Here is a 22,332-nt window from a genome sequence, read left to right on the forward strand (position 1 = left end):
CTTGCGGCTCCAAAGGGATCGCACCAGTTGGGCGCACCTGACGCACCACCTGACTCGCACCGATCCACATTGGTGCGGGGCGCCCAAAGCTGGCGACGTTTTCATTCCATTTTGCGACGCGCGCGGCCTTGGCCCAGCGTTTGCTAAAGCCTAAGCAGACTCAACTCTGCACCGCCAACAGCCGTCATCTAAAAAAATCAAAGAATGGAGCTAGCCAATGAAGCGTCGTAGTTTGCTGAAAGCGTTCACTTTGTCTGCATCGATCGCAGCGATGGGTTTGACCTGGACCGCTCAGGCGGCCGAGACCATCAAGGTCGGCATTCTGCATTCTTTGTCCGGCACCATGGCCATCTCCGAGACCTCGCTCAAGGACATGGCGCTGATGACCATCGATGAAATCAACGCCAAGGGCGGCGTCAACGGCAAGATGCTTGAGCCTGTGGTGGTCGACCCGGCGTCGAACTGGCCGTTGTTTGCGGAGAAAGGTCGTCAGTTGTTGACCCAGGACAAGGTCGCCGTGGTGTTCGGTTGCTGGACTTCGGTGTCGCGCAAATCGGTGTTGCCGGTCTTTGAAGAGCTGAACGGCTTGCTGTTCTACCCGGTGCAGTACGAAGGCGAAGAGATGTCACCGAACGTGTTCTACACCGGCGCCGCGCCTAACCAGCAGGCCATTCCTGCGGTTGAATACCTGATGAGTGAAGACGGCGGCTCGGCCAAGCGCTTCTTCCTGCTGGGCACCGACTACGTCTACCCGCGCACCACCAACAAGATTCTGCGCTCGTTCCTGCACTCCAAAGGTGTGGCGGACAAGGACATCGAAGAGGTCTACACCCCGTTCGGTCACAGCGATTACCAGACCATCGTGTCGAACATCAAGAAGTTCGCGGCAGGCGGCAAAACCGCTGTGATCTCCACGGTCAACGGCGACTCCAACGTGCCGTTCTATAAAGAGCTGGGCAATCAGGGCCTGAAAGCCACCGACGTACCGGTGGTGGCGTTCTCGGTCGGCGAAGAAGAATTGCGCGGCGTCGACACCAAGCCGCTGGTGGGCAACCTCGCCGCGTGGAACTACTTCGAATCGGTGAAGAACCCGGTCAACACCAAGTTCGTCGCCGACTGGAAGGCCTACGCCAAGGCGCACAACCTGCCGAACGCCGACAAGGCTGTGACCAACGACCCGATGGAAGCCACGTACGTGGGTATCCACATGTGGGCGCAAGCGGTGGAGAAAGCCAAGTCCACCGACGTGGATAAAGTCCGCGAAGCCATGGCCGGCCAGACCTTCGCCGCGCCGTCGGGCTTCACCCTGACCATGGACAAAACCAACCACCACCTGCACAAGCCGGTGATGATCGGCGAGATCAAGGCCGACGGTCAGTTCAATGTGGTCTGGCAGACCAAAGAACCGATTCGCGCCCAGCCGTGGAGCCCGTTCATTCCGGGCAACGACAAAAAGCCTGACTACGCGGTGAAGAGCAACTAAGGAAAAAACAGGGTAAACGGTCGGTTGAAATGTTCCGGCTGAACCTATCCCTGTAGGAGTGAGCTCGCTCGCGATCGCGATCTGCCTGTGACGATGATGTCGGCTGGTATACCGCCATCGCGAGCAAGCTCACTCCTACAGGTTCCTCGTCTGACGTTACGTCATGCGGGTGCTCTCAGGATTCGATATGCCCAGATACTTCCATCACCTTATTCTCGCGCTGTGCCTGTGGCTGCCCTTCGCCGCCCACGCCAGCGAGGCCGGCGACTTTGTTGCGGCCGACTCCTCCGAGCGCGCCCAATTGCTGGAAAGCTGGGCCGCCAGGCCTGACCCGGCGCGCGTCGAGTTGCTGGTTGCCCTGCAGGATGGCCGCGTCGCTGCCGACAGCAGCAACCGGGCGTTCATCCAGAACGGCGACAGCTTTATCGCCGTCGACCCGGACGCCCCCGCGGTGGCCGATGCACCCAACCCCGATGCGCCCCAAGCCATCAGCCTGAACAACCGCCTTCGCGGCCTGATCAATACCGCGCTGGCCAGCCATCAGCTTTTAGCCGCCGACCCGAAAGTCCGTCTGGCCGCCGCGCAGGTCCTGCAAAAAAGCGCCCGTCCGGCGCAGTTGCCCTTGCTGGTGCAGCAAGTGGCGAGCGAACAGGACGACAGCGTTCACGCCGCCCTGACCCTGGCGCTGGCCAATCTGCAACTGGTCGACATCAGCCCCACCGTGCGGCTCGCCGCCGTGCGTCTGCTCGGTGAAACCGGTGATCCGCTGGCCCGCACCCGTCTCGAAACCCTGCTCGAACCCAACGTCGAAACCGACGCTACCGTGCGCCTGGCGGCCGAAACCAGCCTGGCTCAGGTCAAACGCAAATTGATGTTCGGCGAGATCCTCGGGCAAGCCTTCGCCGGCCTGTCGCTGGGGTCGATTCTGCTGTTGGCGGCGCTGGGACTGGCGATCACTTTCGGCCTGCTCGGTGTGATCAACATGGCCCACGGCGAGATGCTGATGCTCGGCGCCTACGCCACCTACGTCGTGCAGATGATGTTTCAGCGCTACGCCCCCGGCGCCCTTGAGTTCTATCCGCTGGTGGCGCTGCCGATCGCGTTTTTCGTGACTGCGTGCATCGGCATGGCGCTGGAGCGTACGGTCATTCGCCACTTGTACGGTCGCCCGCTGGAAACATTGCTGGCGACATGGGGCATCAGCCTGATGCTGATTCAGCTGATTCGCGTGGTGTTCGGCGCGCAGAACGTCGAAGTGGCCAACCCGGAATGGCTGTCGGGCGGCATTCAAGTGCTGCCCAACCTCGTGCTGCCCTGGAACCGCATCGTCATCATTGCGTTCGCGCTGTTTGTCGTCGTGCTGACCTGGCTGCTGCTGAACAAAACGCGCCTGGGCCTCAACGTGCGCGCCGTCACCCAGAACCGCAACATGGCCGCCTGCTGCGGCGTACCCACCGGGCGCATCGACATGATGGCCTTCGGGCTCGGCTCCGGCATCGCCGGTCTGGGCGGCGTGGCGCTGAGCCAGATCGGCAACGTCGGCCCTGACCTGGGCCAGAGCTACATCATCGACTCCTTCCTCGTGGTCGTGCTCGGCGGCGTCGGTCAGCTGGCCGGCAGCGTCACGGCGGCCTTCGGGCTAGGCATCGCCAACAAGATCCTCGAACCGCAGATCGGCGCGGTGCTGGGCAAGATCCTGATCCTGGCGCTGATCATTCTGTTCATTCAGAAACGTCCGCAAGGCCTCTTCGCACTCAAAGGACGGGTGATCGACTGATGAATCAGCCATTGATGGTCACTGCCGCGCAACGCGCCGGCACCAAAATCACGGTCGCGGTCGGCGCGGTGATTCTTGCCCTGCTGATCGCCCTGCCGTTGTTGTCCCTGCTGCCTGAAAGCAACGGCCTGCAGGTGTCGGCCTACACGCTGACGCTGGTGGGCAAGATCCTCTGCTACGCGATCGTCGCGCTGGCGCTGGATCTGGTCTGGGGTTACGCCGGCCTGTTGTCCCTGGGCCACGGGCTGTTTTTCGCCCTCGGCGGTTACGCGATGGGCATGTACCTGATGCGCGAGGCGTCGGGTGACAGCCTGCCGGCGTTCATGACCTTTCTGTCGTGGACCGAACTGCCGTGGTACTGGGTCGGCACGCAGCATTTCCTCTGGGCCATGTGCCTGGTGGTGCTGGCGCCGGGGTTGCTGGCACTGGTGTTCGGCTTCTTCGCCTTCCGTTCGCGGATCAAGGGCGTGTACTTCTCGATCATGACCCAGGCCCTGACCTTCGCCGGCATGCTGCTGTTTTTCCGCAACGAAACCGGCTTTGGCGGCAACAACGGCTTCACCAACTTTCGCAGCATTCTGGGGTTCAGCATCACCTCCCAGGGCACCCGCGCGGTGTTGTTTCTGCTGACAGTGGCGTTGCTGGCGGGCAGCCTGTTTGTCGGCTGGCGTCTGGCGCGCAGCAAGTTCGGCCGCGTGTTGACCGCCGTGCGCGATGCGGAGAACCGCCTGATGTTCTGCGGCTACGACCCGCGCGGCTTCAAGCTGTTCGTGTGGGTGTTGAGCGCCGTGTTGTGCGGTTTGGCCGGGGCGTTGTATGTGCCGCAAGTCGGCATCATCAACCCGAGCGAAATGTCGCCGACCAACTCCATCGAGGCGGCAGTCTGGGTCGCCCTGGGCGGGCGCGGCACGCTGATCGGCCCGCTGCTTGGCGCCGGTGTGGTCAACGGCATGAAGAGCTGGTTCACCGTGGCCTTCCCTGAATACTGGCTGTTCTTCCTCGGCGCGCTGTTCATCGTGGTGACGCTGTATCTGCCCAAAGGCGTGATCGGCCTGATCAAGAAAAGGGGCGAGCAATGAAAAGCACTCCGACGCCCGCATTCGATCCGGTGCTCGACCCGAACAGCGATGCCGGTACCAGCCGCGACGCCATCGGTCTCGGGCAGGTTGCCGGCAAGGGGCTGAACACCCTGCACGGCACGATCCTGACGCTGGAAGACATCAGCGTCAGTTTCGACGGGTTCAAGGCTCTCAATGATCTGAATCTGTACATCCGCGTCGGCGAGCTGCGCTGCATCATCGGCCCCAACGGTGCGGGCAAGACCACGCTGATGGACGTGATCACCGGCAAGACCCGCCCCAGTCACGGCAAGGCCTGGTTCGGCGAAACCCTTGATCTCACCAAGATGAGCGAAGTGCAGATCGCCCAGGCCGGGATCGGGCGCAAGTTTCAAAAACCCACGGTGTTCGAAGCGCTGAGCGTGTTCGAAAACCTGGAGCTGGCGCAGAAGACCTACAAATCGGTATGGGCCAGCCTGCGGGCGAAGCTCAACGGCGAACAGCGCGACCGCATCGACGAGGTGCTGGAAACCATTCGCCTGACCGCGTCGATGTCGCGCCCCGCCGGGCTGTTGTCCCACGGCCAGAAACAGTTTCTGGAGATCGGCATGTTGCTGGTCCAGGACCCGCAATTGCTGCTGCTCGATGAGCCCGTCGCTGGCATGACCGACGCCGAAACCGAATTCACCGCCGAGCTGTTCAAGAGCCTGGCCGGTAAGCACTCGCTGATGGTGGTCGAGCACGACATGGGCTTCGTCGGCACCATCGCCGACCACGTCACCGTGCTGCACCAGGGCAGCGTGCTGGCGGAAGGATCGCTGGAAGACGTGCAGGCGGATGAACGAGTGATTGAGGTGTATCTGGGGCGGTAATGCGCTCCCCTTGTAGGAGTGAGCTTGCTCGCGATTGCGGTGTATCTGACACATGAACGGTGACTGATCCACCGCAATCGCGAGCAAGCTCACTCCTACACAGAATTTTGAGAATTCAGCCATGCTCCAAGTCGAAAAGCTCCACCAGTACTACGGCGGCAGCCACATCCTCCGAGGCTTGTCGTTTGACGTAAAAATCGGCGAGGTCACGTGCCTGCTCGGTCGTAACGGCGTGGGCAAGACCACGCTGTTGAAAGTGCTGATGGGGCTGCTGCCCGCCAAAGAAGGCGTGGTGCAGTGGGAAGGCAAGCCGATCACCGGTTTCAAACCCCACCAGCGCGTACATTCCGGGATCGCCTACGTGCCCCAGGGCCGGGAGATTTTCGGGCGACTGACCGTTGAGGAAAACCTGCTGATGGGCCTGTCGCGCTTTCCCGGCTCGGAAGCCAAGGAAGTCCCGGCGTTCATCTACGAGCTGTTCCCGGTGCTGCTGCAGATGAAGCACCGGCGCGGCGGCGACTTGTCCGGCGGTCAGCAACAGCAACTGGCGATCGGTCGCGCCCTCGCCAGTCGCCCTCGCCTGCTGATTCTTGACGAACCCACCGAAGGCATTCAGCCCTCGGTCATCAAGGAAATCGGCGCGGTGATCAAAAAGCTCGCGGCGCGCGGCGACATGGCGATCCTGCTGGTCGAGCAGTTCTATGATTTCGCCGCCGAGCTGGCGGATCAGTACATCGTCATGTCCCGCGGCGAGATCGTCCAGCAGGGCCGCGGCGAAAACATGGAGACCGAAGGCGTTCGGGGCCTGGTCACCATTTGATGCGCCGATCAGCTAAGGTACGGTCCTTCGATAACACGATAATCGACTTATGAATCTTCCTGCCCACACCGCCCTGTTCACCCCCAGCTGGCATGCCGAGCTGGAGCTGGCGTATGGGCGTTTCGGCGACAGCACGCGCCCGACCCAGCGACGCCATAAAGGTCCGTTGCGGGTGCAAAAGCATCTGTACGCCGAAGGCCCGCAGGTCTGCCAACACATCATCGTTCACCCGCCGGGCGGCATTGCCGGCGGCGACCGGCTGGACATCAGCGCCAGCGTCGGCGCCAACGCCTGGGCGCAACTGACCAGTCCCGGCGCAGCGAAGTGGTACCGCGCGGCGGGTCCGGCCTATCAGCAACTGGACATCAAAGTCGCTGCAGGGGGCACGCTGGAATGGCTGCCGCAAGAGAGCATCGTGTTCAGCGAGGCCAAGGCTGAACTGACCACGCGAATCGACCTTGAAGGCGACGCCCGGCTGTTTTATTGGGATGTGGTTGCGCTGGGCCGGCCGGCCAGTGGCGAGCGCTTCGATCACGGCCACTTTCAGGCACATCTGGATATTCGGCGCGATGGCCAGCTGTTGTGGCACGAGCGCCAGCGCATTGTCGGCAATGACGGCTTGCTGAATTCGCCGATCGGCCTCGGTGGCAAACCGGTGTTCGCGACGCTGATCGTGACCGGGGAAATCGACGCTGAGTTGATGGAGCGCTGCCGCGAGCTGGCCGAACATTCCCCCGTGCGCGGCGACCTGAGCCAGCTGCCCGGGCTGATCATCGCCCGTTGCCTGGCAGACGAAGCCCTGCATGCGCGGGCCTGGCTGATTGCATTATGGAAGCTGCTGCGCCCTTCCCTGTTGGGCCGGGAAGCGGTGGCGCCGCGGATCTGGAGCACTTGATGGGACGCGTTGCCCGACTCGCTCCCTCGGGGCACGCATAGACATGCTGTAGGAGTGAGCTTGGTCTGGGCCGCATCCGGACGATAGCGATTCATCAGATAGGGACATGTCTCCGACACACCGCTATCGCGAGCAAGCTCACTCCTACAGATACATTGCAGCGCTGACTTATTCAGTTATTTAAGACGGACAAAACCCATGGACCTGACACCACGCGAAAAAGACAAGATGTTGATCTTCACCGCAGGCCTGGTGGCCGAGCGGCGGCTGGCACGCGGTGTGAAGCTCAACTACCCGGAAGCGATGGCCTTCATCTCCGCCGCCCTGCTGGAAGGTGCGCGGGACGGCCAGACCGTCGCCGACCTCATGCACTACGGGACCACTCTGTTGACCCGTGAACAGGTGATGGAGGGCATCCCGGAAATGATCCCGGAAATCCAGGTCGAGGCCACCTTTCCGGACGGCACCAAGCTGGTCACCGTGCATCAACCGATTGCCTGAGCGGCGCATTGACGCTGAGATGCCCACTGAAACAGCCACACAGGAACCCGTGGAAACGAACATGACCTATTCGATTCGTGACGCACTGCTGACGGACATGCCGGCCGTGCTGGCCATCTACAACGACGCCGTGCTCAACACCACGGCGATCTGGAACGAGCAACCGGTGGATCTCGCCAACCGCGAAGCCTGGTTCGCCGCGCGCCAGGCCCAGGCGTACCCGATTCTGGTGGCGGTCGACGCCGACGATCAGGTGCTGGGCTATTCGTCGTTCGGCGACTGGCGGCCATTCGAAGGCTTTCGCCACACCGTTGAGCACTCGGTTTACGTGCGTGCCGATCAACGGGGCAACGGCCTGGGTCCGCTGCTCATGAAAGCGCTGATCGAACGCGCCGGCGCCTGCGACAAGCACATGATGGTCGCGGCCATCGAAAGCGGAAACGCGGCGTCGATTCACCTGCACGCGCGCGAGGGTTTCATCACCACCGGGCAGATGCCCCAGGTCGGCACCAAGTTCGGCCGCTGGCTGGACCTGACCTTCATGCAGCTGGACCTGTCGCCAGGCGCCTCTGCTCCACCCTCGCAAGCGCCCGGCATCAAGCCTGTCGCCTGAATGTTCATTCTGAAAGGATTTCGTCCATGAATGCCGCCCACTTACGCCGCGTCACGCCAGAAAGTTTTGCCCACTACCGCCCGGGGCTGGTGGCGCTATTGCTCGACGCCGTGCAAGACGGCGCGTCGGTCGGGTTCATGGCGGATCTAGGCGCCGAGGAGGCTGCCGACTGGTGGGACGGCGTCAAAGCCGAGGTCAGGCAGGGCAACGTGCTGCTGTGGGTGGTGGCAGAAGAAGACCAGGTGCTGGCGACGGTGCAATTGGCGCTGTGCCAGAAGGCCAACGGCCTGAACCGCGCCGAGGTGCAGAAATTGCTGGTGCTCAGTCAGGCGCGTCGGCGCGGGCTGGCAACTCAATTGATGACCGCCGTGGAACAGGCCGCGCAGCAGCATCAGCGCGGGCTGTTGTTTCTGGACACGCTGGCAGGTTCCGATGCTGAAGATTTCTATCGCGCGCTGGGTTACGAGCTGTCGGGTCTGCTGCCGGACTACGCCTGCAACCCTGACGGCGAATACAAGGCCACGGCCATTTACTACAAGTTACTGTCGAGGAAGAGCGCATGATTCCTGGTGAGTACCAGATCCAGCCCGGCGACATCGAGCTCAACGCCGGTCGCCGCACCATCACCCTCAGCGTCGCCAATAGCGGCGACCGACCGATTCAGGTCGGCTCGCACTTTCATTTTTTCGAGACCAACGACGCCCTGACCTTCGACCGCGCCGCCAGCCGGGGCATGCGCCTGAACATCCCGGCCGGCACCGCCGTGCGCTTCGAGCCAGGGCAGGCGCGGGAAGTGGAGTTGGTGGACCTGGCCGGGTTGAGGCGGGTTTTCGGGTTTGCCGGAAGAGTTATGGGTGAACTGTAAAACGCGTTCACTTTCCAGCCAGGTCAAGCTGCAAGCGCCAAGCTACAAGCGCCAAGCACAGCAGTCCGCGGCGTACACAACATTCGCTTTTACTCGCAGCTTGCCGCTTGAGGCTTGCCGCTTTGATTCGAGGAACGAAGTATGAAGATCAGCCGACAAGCCTACGCCGACATGTTCGGCCCCACTGTCGGCGACCGTGTGCGTCTGGCCGACACCGAGCTGTGGATCGAGGTCGAGCAGGACTTCACGGTCTATGGCGAGGAAGTGAAGTTCGGCGGTGGCAAGGTCATTCGTGACGGCATGGGCCAGGGCCAGGGCGTGGCTGCCGAAGTCGTCGACACGCTGATCACCAACGCACTGATCGTCGATCACTGGGGCATCGTCAAAGCCGACGTCGGTCTCAAGGACGGGCGCATCGCTGCCATCGGCAAGGCCGGCAACCCGGACATCCAGCCCGGCGTGACCATCGCCATCGGCGCGGCGACCGAAGTGATTGCAGGCGAAGGCATGATCCTCACCGCCGGCGGCGTCGACACCCACATCCATTTCATCTGCCCGCAGCAGATCGAAGAAGCGCTGATGAGCGGCGTCACCACCATGATCGGCGGCGGCACCGGCCCGGCGACGGGCACCAACGCGACCACGGTCACGCCCGGCAAGTGGCACATGATGCGCATGCTGCAGGCCGCCGAAGCGTTCCCCATGAACATCGGCTTCACCGGCAAAGGCAACGTCAGCCTGCCCGAGCCGCTGATCGAGCAGGTCAAGGCCGGCGCCATCGGCCTCAAGCTGCACGAAGACTGGGGCACCACGCCAGCAGCCATCGACAACTGCCTGAGCGTCGCTGATCAGTACGACGTGCAGGTGGCGATCCACACCGACACCCTGAACGAATCCGGCTTCGTCGAAACCACCCTGGCGGCGTTCAAGAACCGCACCATTCACACCTACCACACCGAAGGCGCCGGGGGCGGTCACGCACCGGACATCATCAAGGCCTGCGGCTTCCCTAACGTGTTGCCGAGCTCGACCAACCCGACCCGGCCGTTCACCCGCAACACCATCGACGAGCACCTGGACATGCTGATGGTCTGCCATCACCTGGACCCGAGCATCGCCGAAGACGTCGCGTTCGCCGAGAGCCGCATCCGCCGCGAAACCATTGCCGCCGAGGACATTCTTCATGATCTGGGCGCATTCTCGATGCTCAGCTCCGACAGCCAGGCCATGGGCCGCGTCGGCGAAGTGATCATGCGCACCTGGCAGACCGCCGACAAAATGAAACGCCAGCGCGGGCCATTACCCGGTGACGGCGAGGGAAATGACAACTTCCGCGCCAAACGCTACATCGCCAAATACACCATCAACCCGGCGATCACCCACGGCATCAGCCATGAGGTGGGCTCGGTGGAAGTGGGCAAATGGGCGGACCTGGTGCTCTGGCGCCCGGCTTTCTTCGGCGTGAAACCGACCCTCATCCTCAAGGGCGGCTCCATTGCCGCGAGTCTGATGGGCGACGCCAACGCCTCGATCCCGACCCCGCAGCCGGTTCACTACCGCCCGATGTTCGCCAGCTACGGCAGCTCGCTCCACGCCAGCAGCCTGACCTTCATCAGCCAGGCGGCCTTTGATGCCGGCGTTCCGGAGCAGCTGGGGCTGAAGAAACAGATTGGCGTGGTGAAGGGCTGCCGCAGCGTGACCAAGGCCGACCTCATCCACAACGACTACCTGCCGAACATCGACGTGGACCCGCAGACGTATCAGGTCAAGGCCGACGGCGTGCTGTTGTGGTGCGAGCCGGCCGAGGTCTTGCCGATGGCGCAGCGGTATTTTCTGTTCTAAGCGCAGAACTCACTTTGTTGTGGGAGCGAGCTTGCTCGCGAAGGGGCCGGCGCATCCACCCACTCTTTCAGTGGCTGAAATGCCGCCTTCGTGAGCACGGTGGGGCGCGACCCCGGTCTCCTATATGGCTTGTTTTGGCTGCCTGACAGCGCTTCAACTGGACGGCAAGCCAACACTAAGAGGAAGCGCACGCAAATGCGTGATGCTTCCTGCAACAACATGGCGGTACTATGCGCGCTCTCATTCAGCGCCCCGCCAGCAAGGTAGTCCCCCATGCGTCTTTCGGACTTCATCGTTCAGAATGTGGATCGCATCGTCGATGAGTGGGAACGGTTTGCGGCCACGCTGACGCCCGCAGCCGCCCAGATGAGTTCAGTCGAGCTGCGCGACCACGCCGAGGCGATCCTTCTCGCGGCGGCGCGTGACATGAACACCGCCCAGACCAAGGCCGAGCGCATCGCCAAGGCTCAGGGCGAAGACATCGGCAAAACCCCGACACTCGATCAGGCCGCCTCCAGTCATGGCGAGCTGCGGCATATCGTCGGGTTTGATCTGGTGCAGATGACCTCCGAATTCCGTCACCTTCGGGCCACGGTCGTGCGCTTTTGGGCAGAAAGCCAGAAGGAGCCGCAGGCCAGTCATCTCACTGACATGATCCGCTTCAACGAAGCCATCGACGAAGCCCTGGCCGAGTCGACGGCCGCCTACGCCGATCGCGTGACGCGTTCCCGTGACATCTTTCTCGCCATTCTCGGCCACGACCTGCGCGCGCCCTTGCAGGCCATCGGCATGTCGTCCGAAGTGCTGATGCGCAAAACCGCGCTGACGGACGCCGATCTTGCGTATATCAAGCGCATCAAGAGCAGCAGTCTGTTGATGGGAACGATGATCAGCGATTTGCTGGAGTTCGTTCGAAGCCGTCTCGGCGTCACGTTGCCGGTCGAACGCAAGCCGATGGAGATGACCCTCGCCTGCCGTGAAGCCATTGACGCGGCCACGGCGGGGCAGCCCGATTGCAACGCAGTGTTCACCAGCACCGGTGAGACCCGGGGCGAGTGGGATCAGGCGCGCATCGCGCAATTGCTGCAAAACCTGATTGGCAACGCCTTGCAGCATGGCGCGGCGACGCGTCGGGTCACCGTCACGCTCACCGGCAGCGAAAACCACGTGAGCCTCTCGGTGCACAACGACGGCGAGCCGATTGCGGAAGAAGCCATCGGCAGCATCTTCGACCCGCTGGTGCGCTCGGCCAATGAAAAGGCCGGCATCCACAACCCGTCCACCAGCCTGGGCCTGGGACTGTTCATCGTCAAAGAAGTGGTGAACGCCCATGGCGGCGGCATCACGGTCGTGTCCAACGTCGGAGACGGTACGACGTTTACCGTGGAGCTGCCGAAGAAAGGCTAGCAAGCGACTGCGCGAAATCCGCCAAACACCGCGCTGTTGCAGGGGCGCTCACTCCCACAATGACGTCGTCAGCAGGAAGATCGCTATCTGGCAGAAACGCAGCACTTGTGGGAGTGAGCTTGCTCACGAAGGCGGCAGTCCTGCCGCCGAAGATGTAACGAATGAGAAGGCCTCTTCGCGAGCAAGCTCGCTCCCACACCGCCTTTCAGGCCAGCCTGTCAGTCGAGAAACCGCCCCAACCGCTGCCTGAGCATGCGGTTTTCGGCCCTCACGTGTTCAAGCTCGTCGAGCAGGTTCAGCGCCAGGGCGACGCCGTCCCACTCCAGCTGCAATTCGTAATGCAATTTGACCGCGCGTTTGGCAATCGACAGCGCCGCGCTGTCGAACAGCCATTCGTCCGGCTGCCTTCCCTGGGGTTCGAGAATGCCATGTTCGACAATCTCGATGACGAAGGCGGCCGGCAGGTCGACCACCTGACAGAACTCCTGCATGTCGATGACCAGGGTGTTGCTCATGATCAGTTACTCCATTGAGCCCTCGGATCGAACGCGGCCTGCTCGGCCAGCTTTTCCCACAGCGCTTTGGTAGCCTCATCGGTGGATTTGGGCATGACGATTTTCAGTTGTGCGTACAGATCGCCGCGCTGGCCTTGCTTGTTCAAAAGACCATTGCCTTTGACCCGCAGCCGCTGGCCGTTCTGACTGTCCGGACGGATGGTGAGATTGATCTTGCCGGTCAGTGTCGGAACGGCGACCTTGGTGCCCAGCGCCGCTTCCCACGGCGCGATCGGCACCGTGATGATCAGGTCGTGGCCCTCGACGTCGAACATCGGGTGCGGCGCCAGACGAATGATCAGATAGAGATCGCCCTTCTCGCCACCGGCCACGCCGGGAGCGCCCTGCCCTTTCAAGCGGATGCGCTCGCCATCGGTGACGCCCGCCGGGATCTTCACGTTCAGCGTCTTGGTGATGTCCGCCATGCGCTGGCCGTTGGCGCTGTGCTGCGGCACCTTGAAGCTGATCTGCTTGGACTCGGTGGAGAGCGTCTCCTCCAGAAACACCGCCAGTTCCATCTCCACATCCTGCCCTCGACGCCCCGGGCTCTGCGCCCGACCGCCTTGCTGACCACCACGATTGCCGAAGATAGAGCTGAAGAAGTCGGAAAAATCTCCGTCCTCGAAGCCGCCGCCGCCAAAACCCGGCCCTGCGCCCGCGCCGCCACGGCCCTGCCAGCCAGGCGGCGGCTGGAACCGGCCCTGACTACCGTACTTACGGATCTCGTCGTATTCGGCGCGCTTTTCCGGATCGCTCAGCGCTTCATAGGCTTCGGAAGCCTCTTTGAATTTGTCTTCCGCGCCAGGCTCTTTGCTGACGTCGGGATGATACTTGCGCGCGAGCTTGCGATAGGCGGTCTTGATTGTCTTTTCGTCCGCCGTCGGCTCTACGCCAAGGATCTTGTAATAGTCTTTGAAGTCCATCTGACGGTCACCCAATTCTGGAATATCCAGCCCAGTCCGCACCGCGTTTCACATGTGAACGCTGGCAGCGTTGAACGTTGCAAGGTTATCGGCACGCAGTCGCGCGAAATGAAACGCTGTCCAGACCGGCCAAAAGCATTAAAGAGTTGCCTGCTAGATTGGGGCTCGGGGCCGCAGTTCAAGACACGCGCGCGAAATAGATGCCCAGCGGCTGATAAACCGACGTTTCGCGCTACGCATCCGGCGCGCACTCGCATACACTGCGCGGCCGTTTTTTGACTGGTATGCAAAGCAGATGAGCACTCCATCCCCGGCCCGTGCCCTTGGCATCGATTTCGGCACGTCCAACTCCACGGTCGGCTGGCTGCGTCCCGGAGCGGAAACGCTGATCGCGCTGGAGGACGGCAAGATCACGCTGCCTTCGGTGGTGTTTTTCAATATCGAAGAGCGCCGCCCGGTCTACGGTCGCCTCGCCCTTCACGAATACCTCGAGGGCTACGAAGGCCGCCTGATGCGCTCGCTCAAGAGCCTGCTGGGTTCCAAGCTGATCAAGCACGACACCAGCGTGCTCGGTACGGCGATGCCGTTCAAGGACCTGCTCGGGCTATTCATCGGCGAACTCAAGAAACGCGCCGAAGCCTCGGCCGGTCATTCCTTCGAGCAAGTGGTGCTGGGCCGTCCGGTGCATTTCGTCGATGACGACGCTGCCGCCGATCAAGAGGCCGAAGACACCTTGGCCGACGTGGCGCGCAAGATCGGCTTCAAGGACGTTTCCTTTCAGTTCGAGCCGATTGCGGCGGCGTTCGACTACGAGTCGACCCTGGACCGTGAAGAGCTGGTGCTGATCGTCGACATCGGCGGTGGTACGTCGGACTTCTCGCTGGTGCGTCTTACCCCGGAGCGTCGGTTGATCGATGACCGCCACAGCGACATCCTCGCCACCGGCGGCGTGCACATCGGCGGTACCGACTTCGACAAGCAGCTGAGCCTGCAGGGCGTGATGCCGTTGTTTGGTTATGGCAGCCGGATGAAAAGCGGCGCCTACATGCCGACCAGCACGCACATGAACCTGGCGACCTGGCACACGATCAACTCCGTGTATTCGCAAAAGTCGCAACTGGCGCTGGGCAGCATGCGCTATGACATCGAAGACACCCAGGGCATCGATCGGCTGTTCAAGCTGATCGAGCAACGCGCCGGTCACTGGTTGGCGATGGAAGTGGAAGAGACCAAGATCCAGCTGACCGAAGCGGACAGCCGTCTGGTGCCGATGGACCGCGTCGAACCCGGCTTGAGTGTCGACCTGACGCGGCAGCTGTTCGAATCGTCCATCGATGCGCTGCTCGAACGCGTGCGCGGTAGCGTGACGAACCTGTTGAATCAGGCAGGCGTGGGCGTGACCGATGTCGACACCGTGTTCTTCACCGGCGGCTCCAGCGGCATCCCGGCCCTGCGCAACAGCGTCGCCGCCATGCTGCCCAAGGCCCGGCACGTCGAAGGCAACATCTTCGGCAGCATCGGCAGCGGTTTGGCGATCGAAGCGAAAAAACGCTACGGCTGATTCGCAGCGGTCTTGCCCTCAGTGGGACCGCATGCTCTTAGTGGGACCGCATGCACTTGTAGGACTGGCTTTAGCCGGGAAGACGCCGGGTGTCACGCCGCAAATCTTATGGCTCACCCACTGGCCCCTTCCCGGCTGAAGCCGGTCCTACTAAGACACCGCGTGCACATGTAGGACTGGCTTTAGCCGGGAAGACGTCGGGTGTCACGCCGCAAATCTTATGGTGCACAAGCCGGCCCCTTCCCGGCTGAAGCCGGTCCTACTGACCGCATGCAGCGGTGAAAAGGGTTCAGATATCTTGAGCACCAGTCGCTATACCAACTCCGCCCGGCGCAGTTCGCTTTTCAGGTACGCGTAATAAATCGGCCCTGCGACCACGCCCGGCAGGCCGAAGGCGGCTTCGAAGATCAGCATCGCCAGCAGCAATTCCCACGACTTGGCGCTGATCTGCCCGCCGACGATCCGTGCGTTGAGGAAATACTCGACCTTGTGGATCACGATCAGGTACCCCAACGCCGCCATCGCCACCCAGATCGACAACGACATGCCGACGATAAAGATCAGCGTGTTGGACATCAGGTTGCCCACCACCGGAAGCAGGCCCAGCAGAAAGGTCAGCACGATCAGGGTTTTGGTCAGCGGCAGGTGCACGCCACAAAGAGGCAGGATCACCGCCAGGAAGATCGAGGTGAACGCCGTGTTCAGCAGCGAGATCTTGATTTGCGCGAAGACGATATTGCGGAAGGCTTGGGTCAGCAGGTGCAGACGCTCGAACAGCGCCGCCGCCAATGGCTTACGCTTGGTGACATCGGGGATGCGCTGCAAGGCGATGATCGCGCCCAGCACCATGCCGATCAGCAGCGTCACGAACATGTGCGCCGCGCCCTTGCCGAGCAGTTGCAGCTCGCCGAGGTGCTTGGTCAGCCAGGCACTGAGCGACACCTGAAACTCGGTGGCGCTGGCCGGCAGGTAGTTGTCGATGAAGGGCGGCAGCTGACCGCGGGCGCGGTCCACCAGAATCATGAATTTATCCAGCGACGCGCCGGGGTTTTCCGCTTCGTGCAGCAAAAAGCTGATCGCGCCGGCAAACAGCAACGCCAACACGGTCACCACCAGAGTGCCCAGCAACGCCACCGCCAGCCACCGCGCGCGCTCGCCGGCAATCAGCCGTTGCAGCTGCGGCGTGAGCATGTCGACCAGCTCATACACCAGCAAACCCGCCAGCAGACTGGGCAGAAGGTTGAGCGGCAGGACCAGCAGCAACCCGCCGAACACGAGAATGCAACTGGCCAGATAGACTTGACGGGGCGTAAACGTTGGCATACAGCCTCAAAACGAGCGGCGTGAAGGATGGGCAGTCTGCCAGCGTTCTGAGTGGAGAACCAGCGACGCGAAAGCCCTTGAAGGCTCAAGCGTGAGGAGGCTGCGATTGCAGGCCAGATCATCGGCCGCAATCGCAGAAAGTACAGGGGCTGGCGCCGCTTTTCAGCGCCTGGAATCGGATCGGAAAATTATTTCTTTTTAAGACAATCGCTCATGAATGCCTTGCGCGCATCGCCCTTGAGCGCCTGGGTGCTGGCCGTGGCGTTGCAGGTTTTCATCTTCTCCTGCTGGGTGGCGGCAGGCGCAGGCGCGGCCTTCAGGCAGGTGCTCATGAACGCCTTGCGCTCGTCGCCCTTCAGGGATTTGGCCGAGGCATCGGCGTTGCAGGTGGTCATCTTGTTTTGTTGCGCGGTGGCGGCAAAACCCTGGGCGCTCAGCAGCAGGCCCAACACCAGCAGAGGAATACGCAGCATCGTCATCGGTTTTCTCCGGAAGCGCCAGGCACCTGCATGGCTTTCAAAGCAGTGTAGTCAAAGAATGTTGCTGCATATTTCTGCAAATGCACAGCGTGCGCTGGACGTGCGGACTGACAGGCCGATAATGGCGCCTCATTCAACAGCCGGTTCGCTCATGCAATACCTTTATCCACTGCTGACCGTCATGATCTGGGCGGGCAACAACGTCATCACCAAGGCCGCCGCAGGGCGTATTTTCCCGGCTGAAATCGGCTTCTATCGGTGGTTGCTGGCGGGGGTGTTGTTCACGCCGTTTCTGCTCGGCCCCGTGCTGCGCAACCGGGCGCAGATCAAACCCATCATTGGCAAAGTGGTGGTGCTGGGCGTGCTGGGCATGGCGATTTATCAGAGTCTGGCGTACTACGCGGCGAATATCACGACGGCCACCAACATGGGCATCATTCTGTCGCTGGTGCCGGTGATGACGCTGGGCATGTCGATCGCCAGCCTCGGCACGCGGCTGACTGCAGGCGCACTGGTCGGTGCAATTGTGTCGTTTGCCGGCGTCTTATGGGTGGTGTCACAAGGGAGCTGGAGCTTGCTGGTTGCCCATGGCATCAACATCGGCGACGTGATGATGCTCGTCGCAACGCTGGCCTACGCGACCTACAGCACGCTGCTGAAGAAATGGCAGTTGCGCATGCCGCCATTGCAGCTGCTCTATATGCAGATTCTGGTGGCGATCATTGCGCTGTTTCCACTGTTCGTGATTTCACCGAAGACTGGATTGAATGCGAGCAACATTCCGTTGGTGCTCTATGCGTGCATTCCGACTTCAATGCTCGCGCCGCTGCTGTGGATGAAAGCGATTTCCATCCTCGGACCCAGCCGTACCACGTTGTTTTTCAACCTGGTGCCGATCCTGACGGCGCTGGTTGCCGCGCTCGCGCTGGGCGAGCAGCTGGCGTCGTATCACTTTATCGGCGGTGCCCTGACGCTGGGCGGGGTGATCCTGGCAGAACGCTGGACCACACCGCTGCGCAAGGCCGCGATCGGTTAAACCTGTCTGTCGGATGAACCCGGCAGTCAGGCTTTGTCGTGATCCTCCGCAGCGTGAATCGACACATCGGTAATGCCCAGCACATGGGGCAGACCGATGGTGTCTTCGCCGGTATCGAAGGGGTCATCTTCAACGGCCACGTTGTGCTTGAGCGCCAGCTCGTGCACAACCTCGATGATCGGCACGTCGAGGTTTTCAATCAGATCGACATGGTGCTCACCGGCCAGCGTGTACTCGATTTCATAAAGCTCTTTATCGCTCATCGCATCTCTTCCTACGCGACCTCACGGGTCGACTGATCACGAACTACGGCCAAATAAGTCAAAGACCGGCGGCTTTGAGACGCGCGGCGTGTTTCAGGAACCACCCAGGGGATTGGCTCCCTTGCCCACCAGACCGAAGTGCTGGTTGACGATGTCGAAATGGTCGAGCGGGTAGTCATCGCTGATTTAAACCAGGTGAGAACTGCATCTCCCGACCATGCCATCAGATTGACCTCGCTGTTTCGCGAACGTGCGAGCAATTTTCGGCAGGTGAGATTTGACGATAATCAGCCCAGGATGGCCCGGAATTGTCCCTAAGCGCGACAGGTGCGGGTAATGCCCCATCGCCATCAATTTGATCGAACTCTTTTGCCTCTCCAATGCTCCTAAGAGCAACGGGCCAACAATGGCCTTTTTCGCGGAGCGATTCGAATGTTCAAGCAATCCCTGGCAGTAGTGATTTCCATGGCCGCATTGGCTGGTTGCGCATCGACCACCCTGCCCAACCCGGTTGATTACGCGACCTATCGCAATGAGCGGCTGGTCAAGCAAGCCGAAGAAGGCATGACCAAGGAACAAGTCCTGACCATCGGCGGCACGCCTTCCACAACTGTTCAGCGTCGCGCCCACCCCGGCACTTGCAACAACTACGTGCTGAATCGCGAAGGCCATCAGCAGGCTTACTACGTCACCTTCGACAACAATGGCCGCGTCAACAGCAAGGGCTTCATGACGTGCGAACAGCGTGACGCCAACGAACGCGCCATGTGATCTGACGCCATTGGTTTGAATGGATGAGTCCTCTCGCAATCACTGGCGCCGGTGCATCGCAAGGATGCCCGGCACTGCCGTGATCGCGGGGGATTCGTCCTGAAGCACGCTCGCCCTGCTTTGCCCCACGCTGAAAAGCCCCCGCGTCAAAAAGTCCCTCAACAAAAATCAAACTTTTGCCAGTGCCCACCACTCACACCTTAAGACCCCGATCCTGCCGGGCGCCTGCTTCAGGCATGGCGCAACAGAGCGCGACGGAAAAAAACCGGAACAGCCCTGGAGAAATCTGATGATCAATCTGCACCCAATGACCGACGTCGCCACCCTGCGAGAGCGCGCGCGCAAAAACGTTGAAGACGGCGCCGTCACTGAAGGCTACAACGGTGATCGTGATGAAGTCCTGCGTTTGCTGAACTCGTCGCTGGCCACTGAACTGGTCTGCACCCTGCGTTACAAACGCCATTACTTCATGGCCAAGGGCATCAAGTCTCACGCCGCGGCTGACGAGTTTCTAGAACATGCCAATCAAGAACTCGAACACGCTGACAAGCTGGCCGAGCGCATCGTGCAGCTGGGCGGCGAGCCGGAATTCAACCCGGACCTGCTGAGCAAGAATTCCCACGCGCAATATGTGGCCGGCAACACGCTGAAAGAGATGATCACTGAAGACCTGGTGGCCGAGCGCATCGCGATCGACAGCTATCGCGAAATCATTCAGTACATCGGCGACCAAGATCCAACCACCCGCCGCATCTTTGAAGAGATCCTGGCGCAGGAAGAGGAGCACGCCGACGACATGGCCGACCTGCTCGACGGCCTCTGATACGCAACACGCAATGCAAAAAGCCAGGGCACATGCCCTGGCTTTTTTGTGGATAACTTTCAGGCGGGATGTTTAGGGTATACCGAGCTATTCGCGAGCAAGCTCGCTCCCACAAGGGCCAGATCAACCAGACGCTGAATCAGGCGCCGAACCCGGTTATGTGTGAGCGAGCTTGCTCGCGAAGAAGGCCCTCACATCCGACGCATGTCAGGCGGCCGTGATGCCGCCTTCGCGAGCAAGCTCACTCCTACAGGACCGGGTACAACGCAAGCCCGCGCCGAAGCCGGGCATATTGTGGAAGTGAAGACGGCACAGAATCCTCTGCCGAACTCACTTCACCGTTTTCGGCGCCTTGCCCGAGCGCATTTGTTCCAGCAACGCGGTGCACTGGTTAGGCGCGTCCCCGCTGCTCGGCGCTACGAGTGCCAGCAATCCCGCCGCCGGCCCCACTGCCGCGCCCAGCAGCACCATTCCCGCGCCACGCAGCAACAGCGGACCCGACTCCACACCCGCATTGGGCTTGCTGAACGGCCCGCGCACGTACAGCGGCGAACGCAGGGAGAAGACCCGAAAGCCTTTCGATTCCGGCGTGATCTTCATGTCCAGTTGTTCGGTCTTCAGGTTCGCCGTGCCGTCGACGTAAATGATCGCGTTCTCGGTATCGAACACGAACACCTTGGTGCTCGCCAGGCCGTCCTTGAAGCCCACATCAGTGGCCGCGCAGTTGATCTTCACGTCCTTGTCGCCAAACAGCTTGCCGACCACGTAGTTACCCACGTTCAGCCCGGCAATCTCCATCAGGCCACGGCTGACAGCGCCGTCGTTCACCAGCATTTTCAGCTCGCCGTTGGAGGTGCCCAGCAAGGCAGCGACCGAGTTGCCGCGGCCACTGAGATCGGCATCACCGTTGAGCTCACCAAAGCTGGTTTTCATCGGTTCGAAGGTCGGGAACAGCTGCTTGAGCTTGAAACCTCGAGCCGACAACCTGGCGCGGCCTTCCAGCGGCTGGGTGTGACCGTTGAGCTTGATATCGGCGTCGAGCTTGCCTCCGGCGACACCGAAGCGCAGCGGCTGCAGGCTCAGTACGCCATCGTTGAGCACTACATGGGTGTAAAGATCAGTGAACGGCAGGTCGGCGCTCTGCACGATGCGCTTGCCGGTGAACTCAACGTCGGCGTCCATGGCAGCCCAGCGGTCGGTCTTGAATTCCTCGACCGGCAGCACTTTGCCTGTCGGCTGTTTGCTCTCGCCGCCGCGGGTCTTCTGCTCGGCGTTGGAATCGGCGCCGATCAGCGGCTTGAGGTCAGTCATCAGCAACTGATTGGACACCAGCGCGCCGGTCAGCTTGGGACGCGGTTCGCTCGCCACGTAGCCGAGATCACCATGGATATCGCTGTCACCGATCTTGCCGTTGAAACCCTTGTACTGAAACGACGCACCGGCCGGGTCATGCAGTTTGGCGACGAGGCGGCCATCGGTGGAGTACGGCGGGGAATCCGGCAGGGTCACGCCGGTCAACGGATACAGGTTGCTGAGGCTGTCGCCGGACAGTTTCAGGCGCAGGTCCAGTTCACCGAGGTTCTGCGGATCGGTCACGGTGCCCGCGATGGCGACACGCAAGGCGCCCGCACTGACGTCGGCCTGTACCGGGAATGGCAGCGCGGCGTCTTTCAGCGCCAACAGACCACCCACTTTGCCGCTGCCGTTGAGTTTCTGGCCGTGATACTGGCCTTTGGCGGTAAAGCCGAAAGCGTAATCCTGAGCCGAAGCGCCCTTGTCCTGGACCTTCTTCGCCTCGCTGCTGCCGACGATGTCGCTGTAGGGAATCGGCTTGCCCAGCGGGTCGATGACCACGTCAACGGCCGTGTTGATCTTCTGGTCGTTGTAGCTCACGAAGCCTTTGTCGAAGCCGATCGAGCCGATGTCCACCACCCAGCTAGAGGGTTTGGCGTTCGGGTCGCTCTTGGGCAGATCGAACACCCAGTTGGCGCGGCCATCGGCCAGGCGCTCGATCTTGGCGTTGGGCTCGGTCAGGTTGATACGTGGAATGACCACGCGCTGGGCCAGCAGCGGCAAGGGAGACAAGCGCAGATCGACGCGCTTGAGCGTGACCATCTGCGGCGTCTTCGACCATTCCGGGTTGCCCAATGCGATGTCTTCCGCCGACATATGCGGCCACGGCACCCAGGCGCGCCAGCCGCCTTCGTCGGGCTCACGGTGCCAGTTCACGGCCAGATTGCCGTTGATGGCAAAGGGGCGATGCAGTTCTGCAGACACCTTCTCGTTAATGGTCGGCTTGAGCCGGTTCCAGTCGAACGTGGCGATCACAATGATCAGAATCACCAGCAACAGCAGCAGGATTGCGGCTGTCCAGGCGAAAATTTTACGGCCTCGCGTCATTGCGTCATCTCCCCAAAACCGACGCGCCGTCCAGGGCGCGTCTCGTACGTCGTAACGGTTCGACTG

At 61.5% G+C, this 22,332-nt stretch carries 22 protein-coding genes and 1 pseudogene; 16 read left to right on the top strand and 7 right to left on the bottom strand.

The window, feature by feature from the left end; translation table 11 throughout:
- The first annotated feature begins 217 nt into the window (after positions 1-217).
- From urtA to ABEH28_RS05170, 12 genes are all read left to right on the top strand, one after another.
- A complete protein-coding gene (gene urtA, locus ABEH28_RS05115) occupies positions 218-1,483 on the top strand; it encodes an urea ABC transporter substrate-binding protein (RefSeq protein WP_346629309.1) in 1,266 nt (421 codons plus the stop codon).
- A gap of 187 nt (positions 1,484-1,670) precedes the next feature.
- On the top strand, positions 1,671-3,260 hold the full coding sequence (urtB, locus tag ABEH28_RS05120) for an urea ABC transporter permease subunit UrtB (RefSeq protein ID WP_346629310.1): 1,590 nt from the start codon (positions 1,671-1,673) through the stop codon (positions 3,258-3,260).
- The gene (urtC, locus tag ABEH28_RS05125; protein ID WP_192173457.1) at positions 3,260-4,339 is read left to right on the top strand and encodes an urea ABC transporter permease subunit UrtC; all 1,080 of its coding nucleotides are present in this window, start codon (positions 3,260-3,262) and stop codon (positions 4,337-4,339) included. Before urtB ends, urtC begins: the two co-directional genes overlap by 1 nt.
- The gene (gene urtD / locus ABEH28_RS05130; protein ID WP_346629311.1) at positions 4,336-5,190 is read left to right on the top strand and encodes an urea ABC transporter ATP-binding protein UrtD; all 855 of its coding nucleotides are present in this window, start codon (positions 4,336-4,338) and stop codon (positions 5,188-5,190) included. Before urtC ends, urtD begins: the two co-directional genes overlap by 4 nt.
- A gap of 121 nt (positions 5,191-5,311) precedes the next feature.
- Complete coding sequence (gene urtE, locus ABEH28_RS05135) at positions 5,312-6,010, top strand: urea ABC transporter ATP-binding subunit UrtE (RefSeq protein ID WP_346629312.1); 699 nt, start codon at positions 5,312-5,314, stop codon at positions 6,008-6,010.
- Between the two features lie 49 nt (positions 6,011-6,059).
- Complete coding sequence (locus tag ABEH28_RS05140) at positions 6,060-6,905, top strand: urease accessory protein UreD (protein ID WP_346629313.1); 846 nt, start codon at positions 6,060-6,062, stop codon at positions 6,903-6,905.
- A gap of 198 nt (positions 6,906-7,103) precedes the next feature.
- Complete coding sequence (locus tag ABEH28_RS05145) at positions 7,104-7,406, top strand: urease subunit gamma (protein WP_020293711.1); 303 nt, start codon at positions 7,104-7,106, stop codon at positions 7,404-7,406.
- A 61-nt stretch (positions 7,407-7,467) separates the two neighbouring features.
- Positions 7,468-8,019, top strand: a complete 552-nt coding sequence (locus ABEH28_RS05150) for an N-acetyltransferase family protein (protein WP_346629314.1) — start codon at positions 7,468-7,470, stop codon at positions 8,017-8,019.
- Between the two features lie 26 nt (positions 8,020-8,045).
- On the top strand, positions 8,046-8,582 hold the full coding sequence (locus ABEH28_RS05155; RefSeq protein WP_346629315.1) for a GNAT family N-acetyltransferase: 537 nt from the start codon (positions 8,046-8,048) through the stop codon (positions 8,580-8,582).
- On the top strand, positions 8,579-8,884 hold the full coding sequence (locus tag ABEH28_RS05160; RefSeq protein ID WP_065987755.1) for an urease subunit beta: 306 nt from the start codon (positions 8,579-8,581) through the stop codon (positions 8,882-8,884). The genes ABEH28_RS05155 and ABEH28_RS05160 overlap by 4 nt, the downstream gene beginning before the upstream one ends.
- Positions 8,885-9,025: 141 nt before the next feature.
- Positions 9,026-10,726 carry an urease subunit alpha gene (gene ureC, locus ABEH28_RS05165; protein ID WP_172610566.1) on the top strand — a complete coding sequence of 567 codons (1,701 nt, stop codon included), beginning with the start codon at positions 9,026-9,028 and terminating at the stop codon, positions 10,724-10,726.
- A 273-nt stretch (positions 10,727-10,999) separates the two neighbouring features.
- The gene (locus ABEH28_RS05170; protein ID WP_192173462.1) at positions 11,000-12,133 is read left to right on the top strand and encodes a HAMP domain-containing sensor histidine kinase; all 1,134 of its coding nucleotides are present in this window, start codon (positions 11,000-11,002) and stop codon (positions 12,131-12,133) included.
- Positions 12,134-12,351: 218 nt separating this feature from the next.
- Here ABEH28_RS05170 and ABEH28_RS05175 read toward each other — a convergent pair whose 3' ends face one another.
- Both ABEH28_RS05175 and cbpA read right to left on the bottom strand, forming a co-directional pair.
- Positions 12,352-12,648, bottom strand: coding sequence for a chaperone modulator CbpM (locus tag ABEH28_RS05175; protein WP_282367806.1), 297 nt, complete (start codon positions 12,646-12,648; stop codon positions 12,352-12,354).
- 2 nt (positions 12,649-12,650) lie between these two features.
- Entirely contained in the window at positions 12,651-13,610 is a 960-nt protein-coding gene (cbpA, locus tag ABEH28_RS05180) for a curved DNA-binding protein (protein WP_172610563.1), read from the bottom strand.
- 295 nt (positions 13,611-13,905) lie between these two features.
- On the opposite strand from cbpA, the gene ABEH28_RS05185 reads away from it, so the two are divergent.
- Entirely contained in the window at positions 13,906-15,171 is a 1,266-nt protein-coding gene (locus tag ABEH28_RS05185) for an Hsp70 family protein (protein WP_346629316.1), read from the top strand.
- Between the two features lie 312 nt (positions 15,172-15,483).
- Here the strand turns inward: ABEH28_RS05185 and ABEH28_RS05190 are convergent, their stop codons facing one another.
- On the bottom strand, positions 15,484-16,494 hold the full coding sequence (locus ABEH28_RS05190; protein ID WP_133774480.1) for a hypothetical protein: 1,011 nt from the start codon (positions 16,492-16,494) through the stop codon (positions 15,484-15,486).
- Positions 16,495-16,682: 188 nt separating this feature from the next.
- The gene (locus tag ABEH28_RS05195) at positions 16,683-16,973 is read right to left on the bottom strand and encodes a PsiF family protein (RefSeq protein WP_346626821.1); all 291 of its coding nucleotides are present in this window, start codon (positions 16,971-16,973) and stop codon (positions 16,683-16,685) included.
- A gap of 151 nt (positions 16,974-17,124) precedes the next feature.
- On the opposite strand from ABEH28_RS05195, the gene ABEH28_RS05200 reads away from it, so the two are divergent.
- Entirely contained in the window at positions 17,125-18,009 is an 885-nt protein-coding gene (locus tag ABEH28_RS05200; RefSeq protein ID WP_346629317.1) for a DMT family transporter, read from the top strand.
- A 26-nt stretch (positions 18,010-18,035) separates the two neighbouring features.
- On the opposite strand, the gene ABEH28_RS05205 is transcribed toward ABEH28_RS05200, so the two are convergent.
- Both ABEH28_RS05205 and ABEH28_RS05210 read right to left on the bottom strand, forming a co-directional pair.
- Positions 18,036-18,272, bottom strand: a complete 237-nt coding sequence (locus tag ABEH28_RS05205) for a hypothetical protein (RefSeq protein ID WP_037015625.1) — start codon at positions 18,270-18,272, stop codon at positions 18,036-18,038.
- Between the two features lie 58 nt (positions 18,273-18,330).
- Positions 18,331-18,530: pseudogene (locus tag ABEH28_RS05210) on the bottom strand (triacylglycerol lipase); the annotation flags it as partial.
- Between the two features lie 174 nt (positions 18,531-18,704).
- Here ABEH28_RS05210 and osmE point away from each other — a divergent pair.
- Together osmE and ABEH28_RS05220 are read left to right on the top strand one after the other, a co-directional pair.
- Positions 18,705-19,043: an osmotically-inducible lipoprotein OsmE gene (gene osmE / locus ABEH28_RS05215; protein ID WP_346629318.1), complete on the top strand. Its 339-nt coding sequence runs from the start codon at positions 18,705-18,707 to the stop codon at positions 19,041-19,043.
- Positions 19,044-19,332: 289 nt separating this feature from the next.
- Positions 19,333-19,866: a ferritin-like domain-containing protein gene (locus tag ABEH28_RS05220; RefSeq protein WP_065987767.1), complete on the top strand. Its 534-nt coding sequence runs from the start codon at positions 19,333-19,335 to the stop codon at positions 19,864-19,866.
- Positions 19,867-20,196: 330 nt separating this feature from the next.
- Here the strand turns inward: ABEH28_RS05220 and ABEH28_RS05225 are convergent, their stop codons facing one another.
- Positions 20,197-22,266, bottom strand: coding sequence for an AsmA family protein (locus ABEH28_RS05225; RefSeq protein ID WP_346629319.1), 2,070 nt, complete (start codon positions 22,264-22,266; stop codon positions 20,197-20,199).
- Positions 22,267-22,332: the final 66 nt, after the last annotated feature.

This window comes from Pseudomonas sp. Ps21-P2 (assembly GCF_039672565.1).
Lineage (GTDB): Bacteria > Pseudomonadota > Gammaproteobacteria > Pseudomonadales > Pseudomonadaceae > Aquipseudomonas.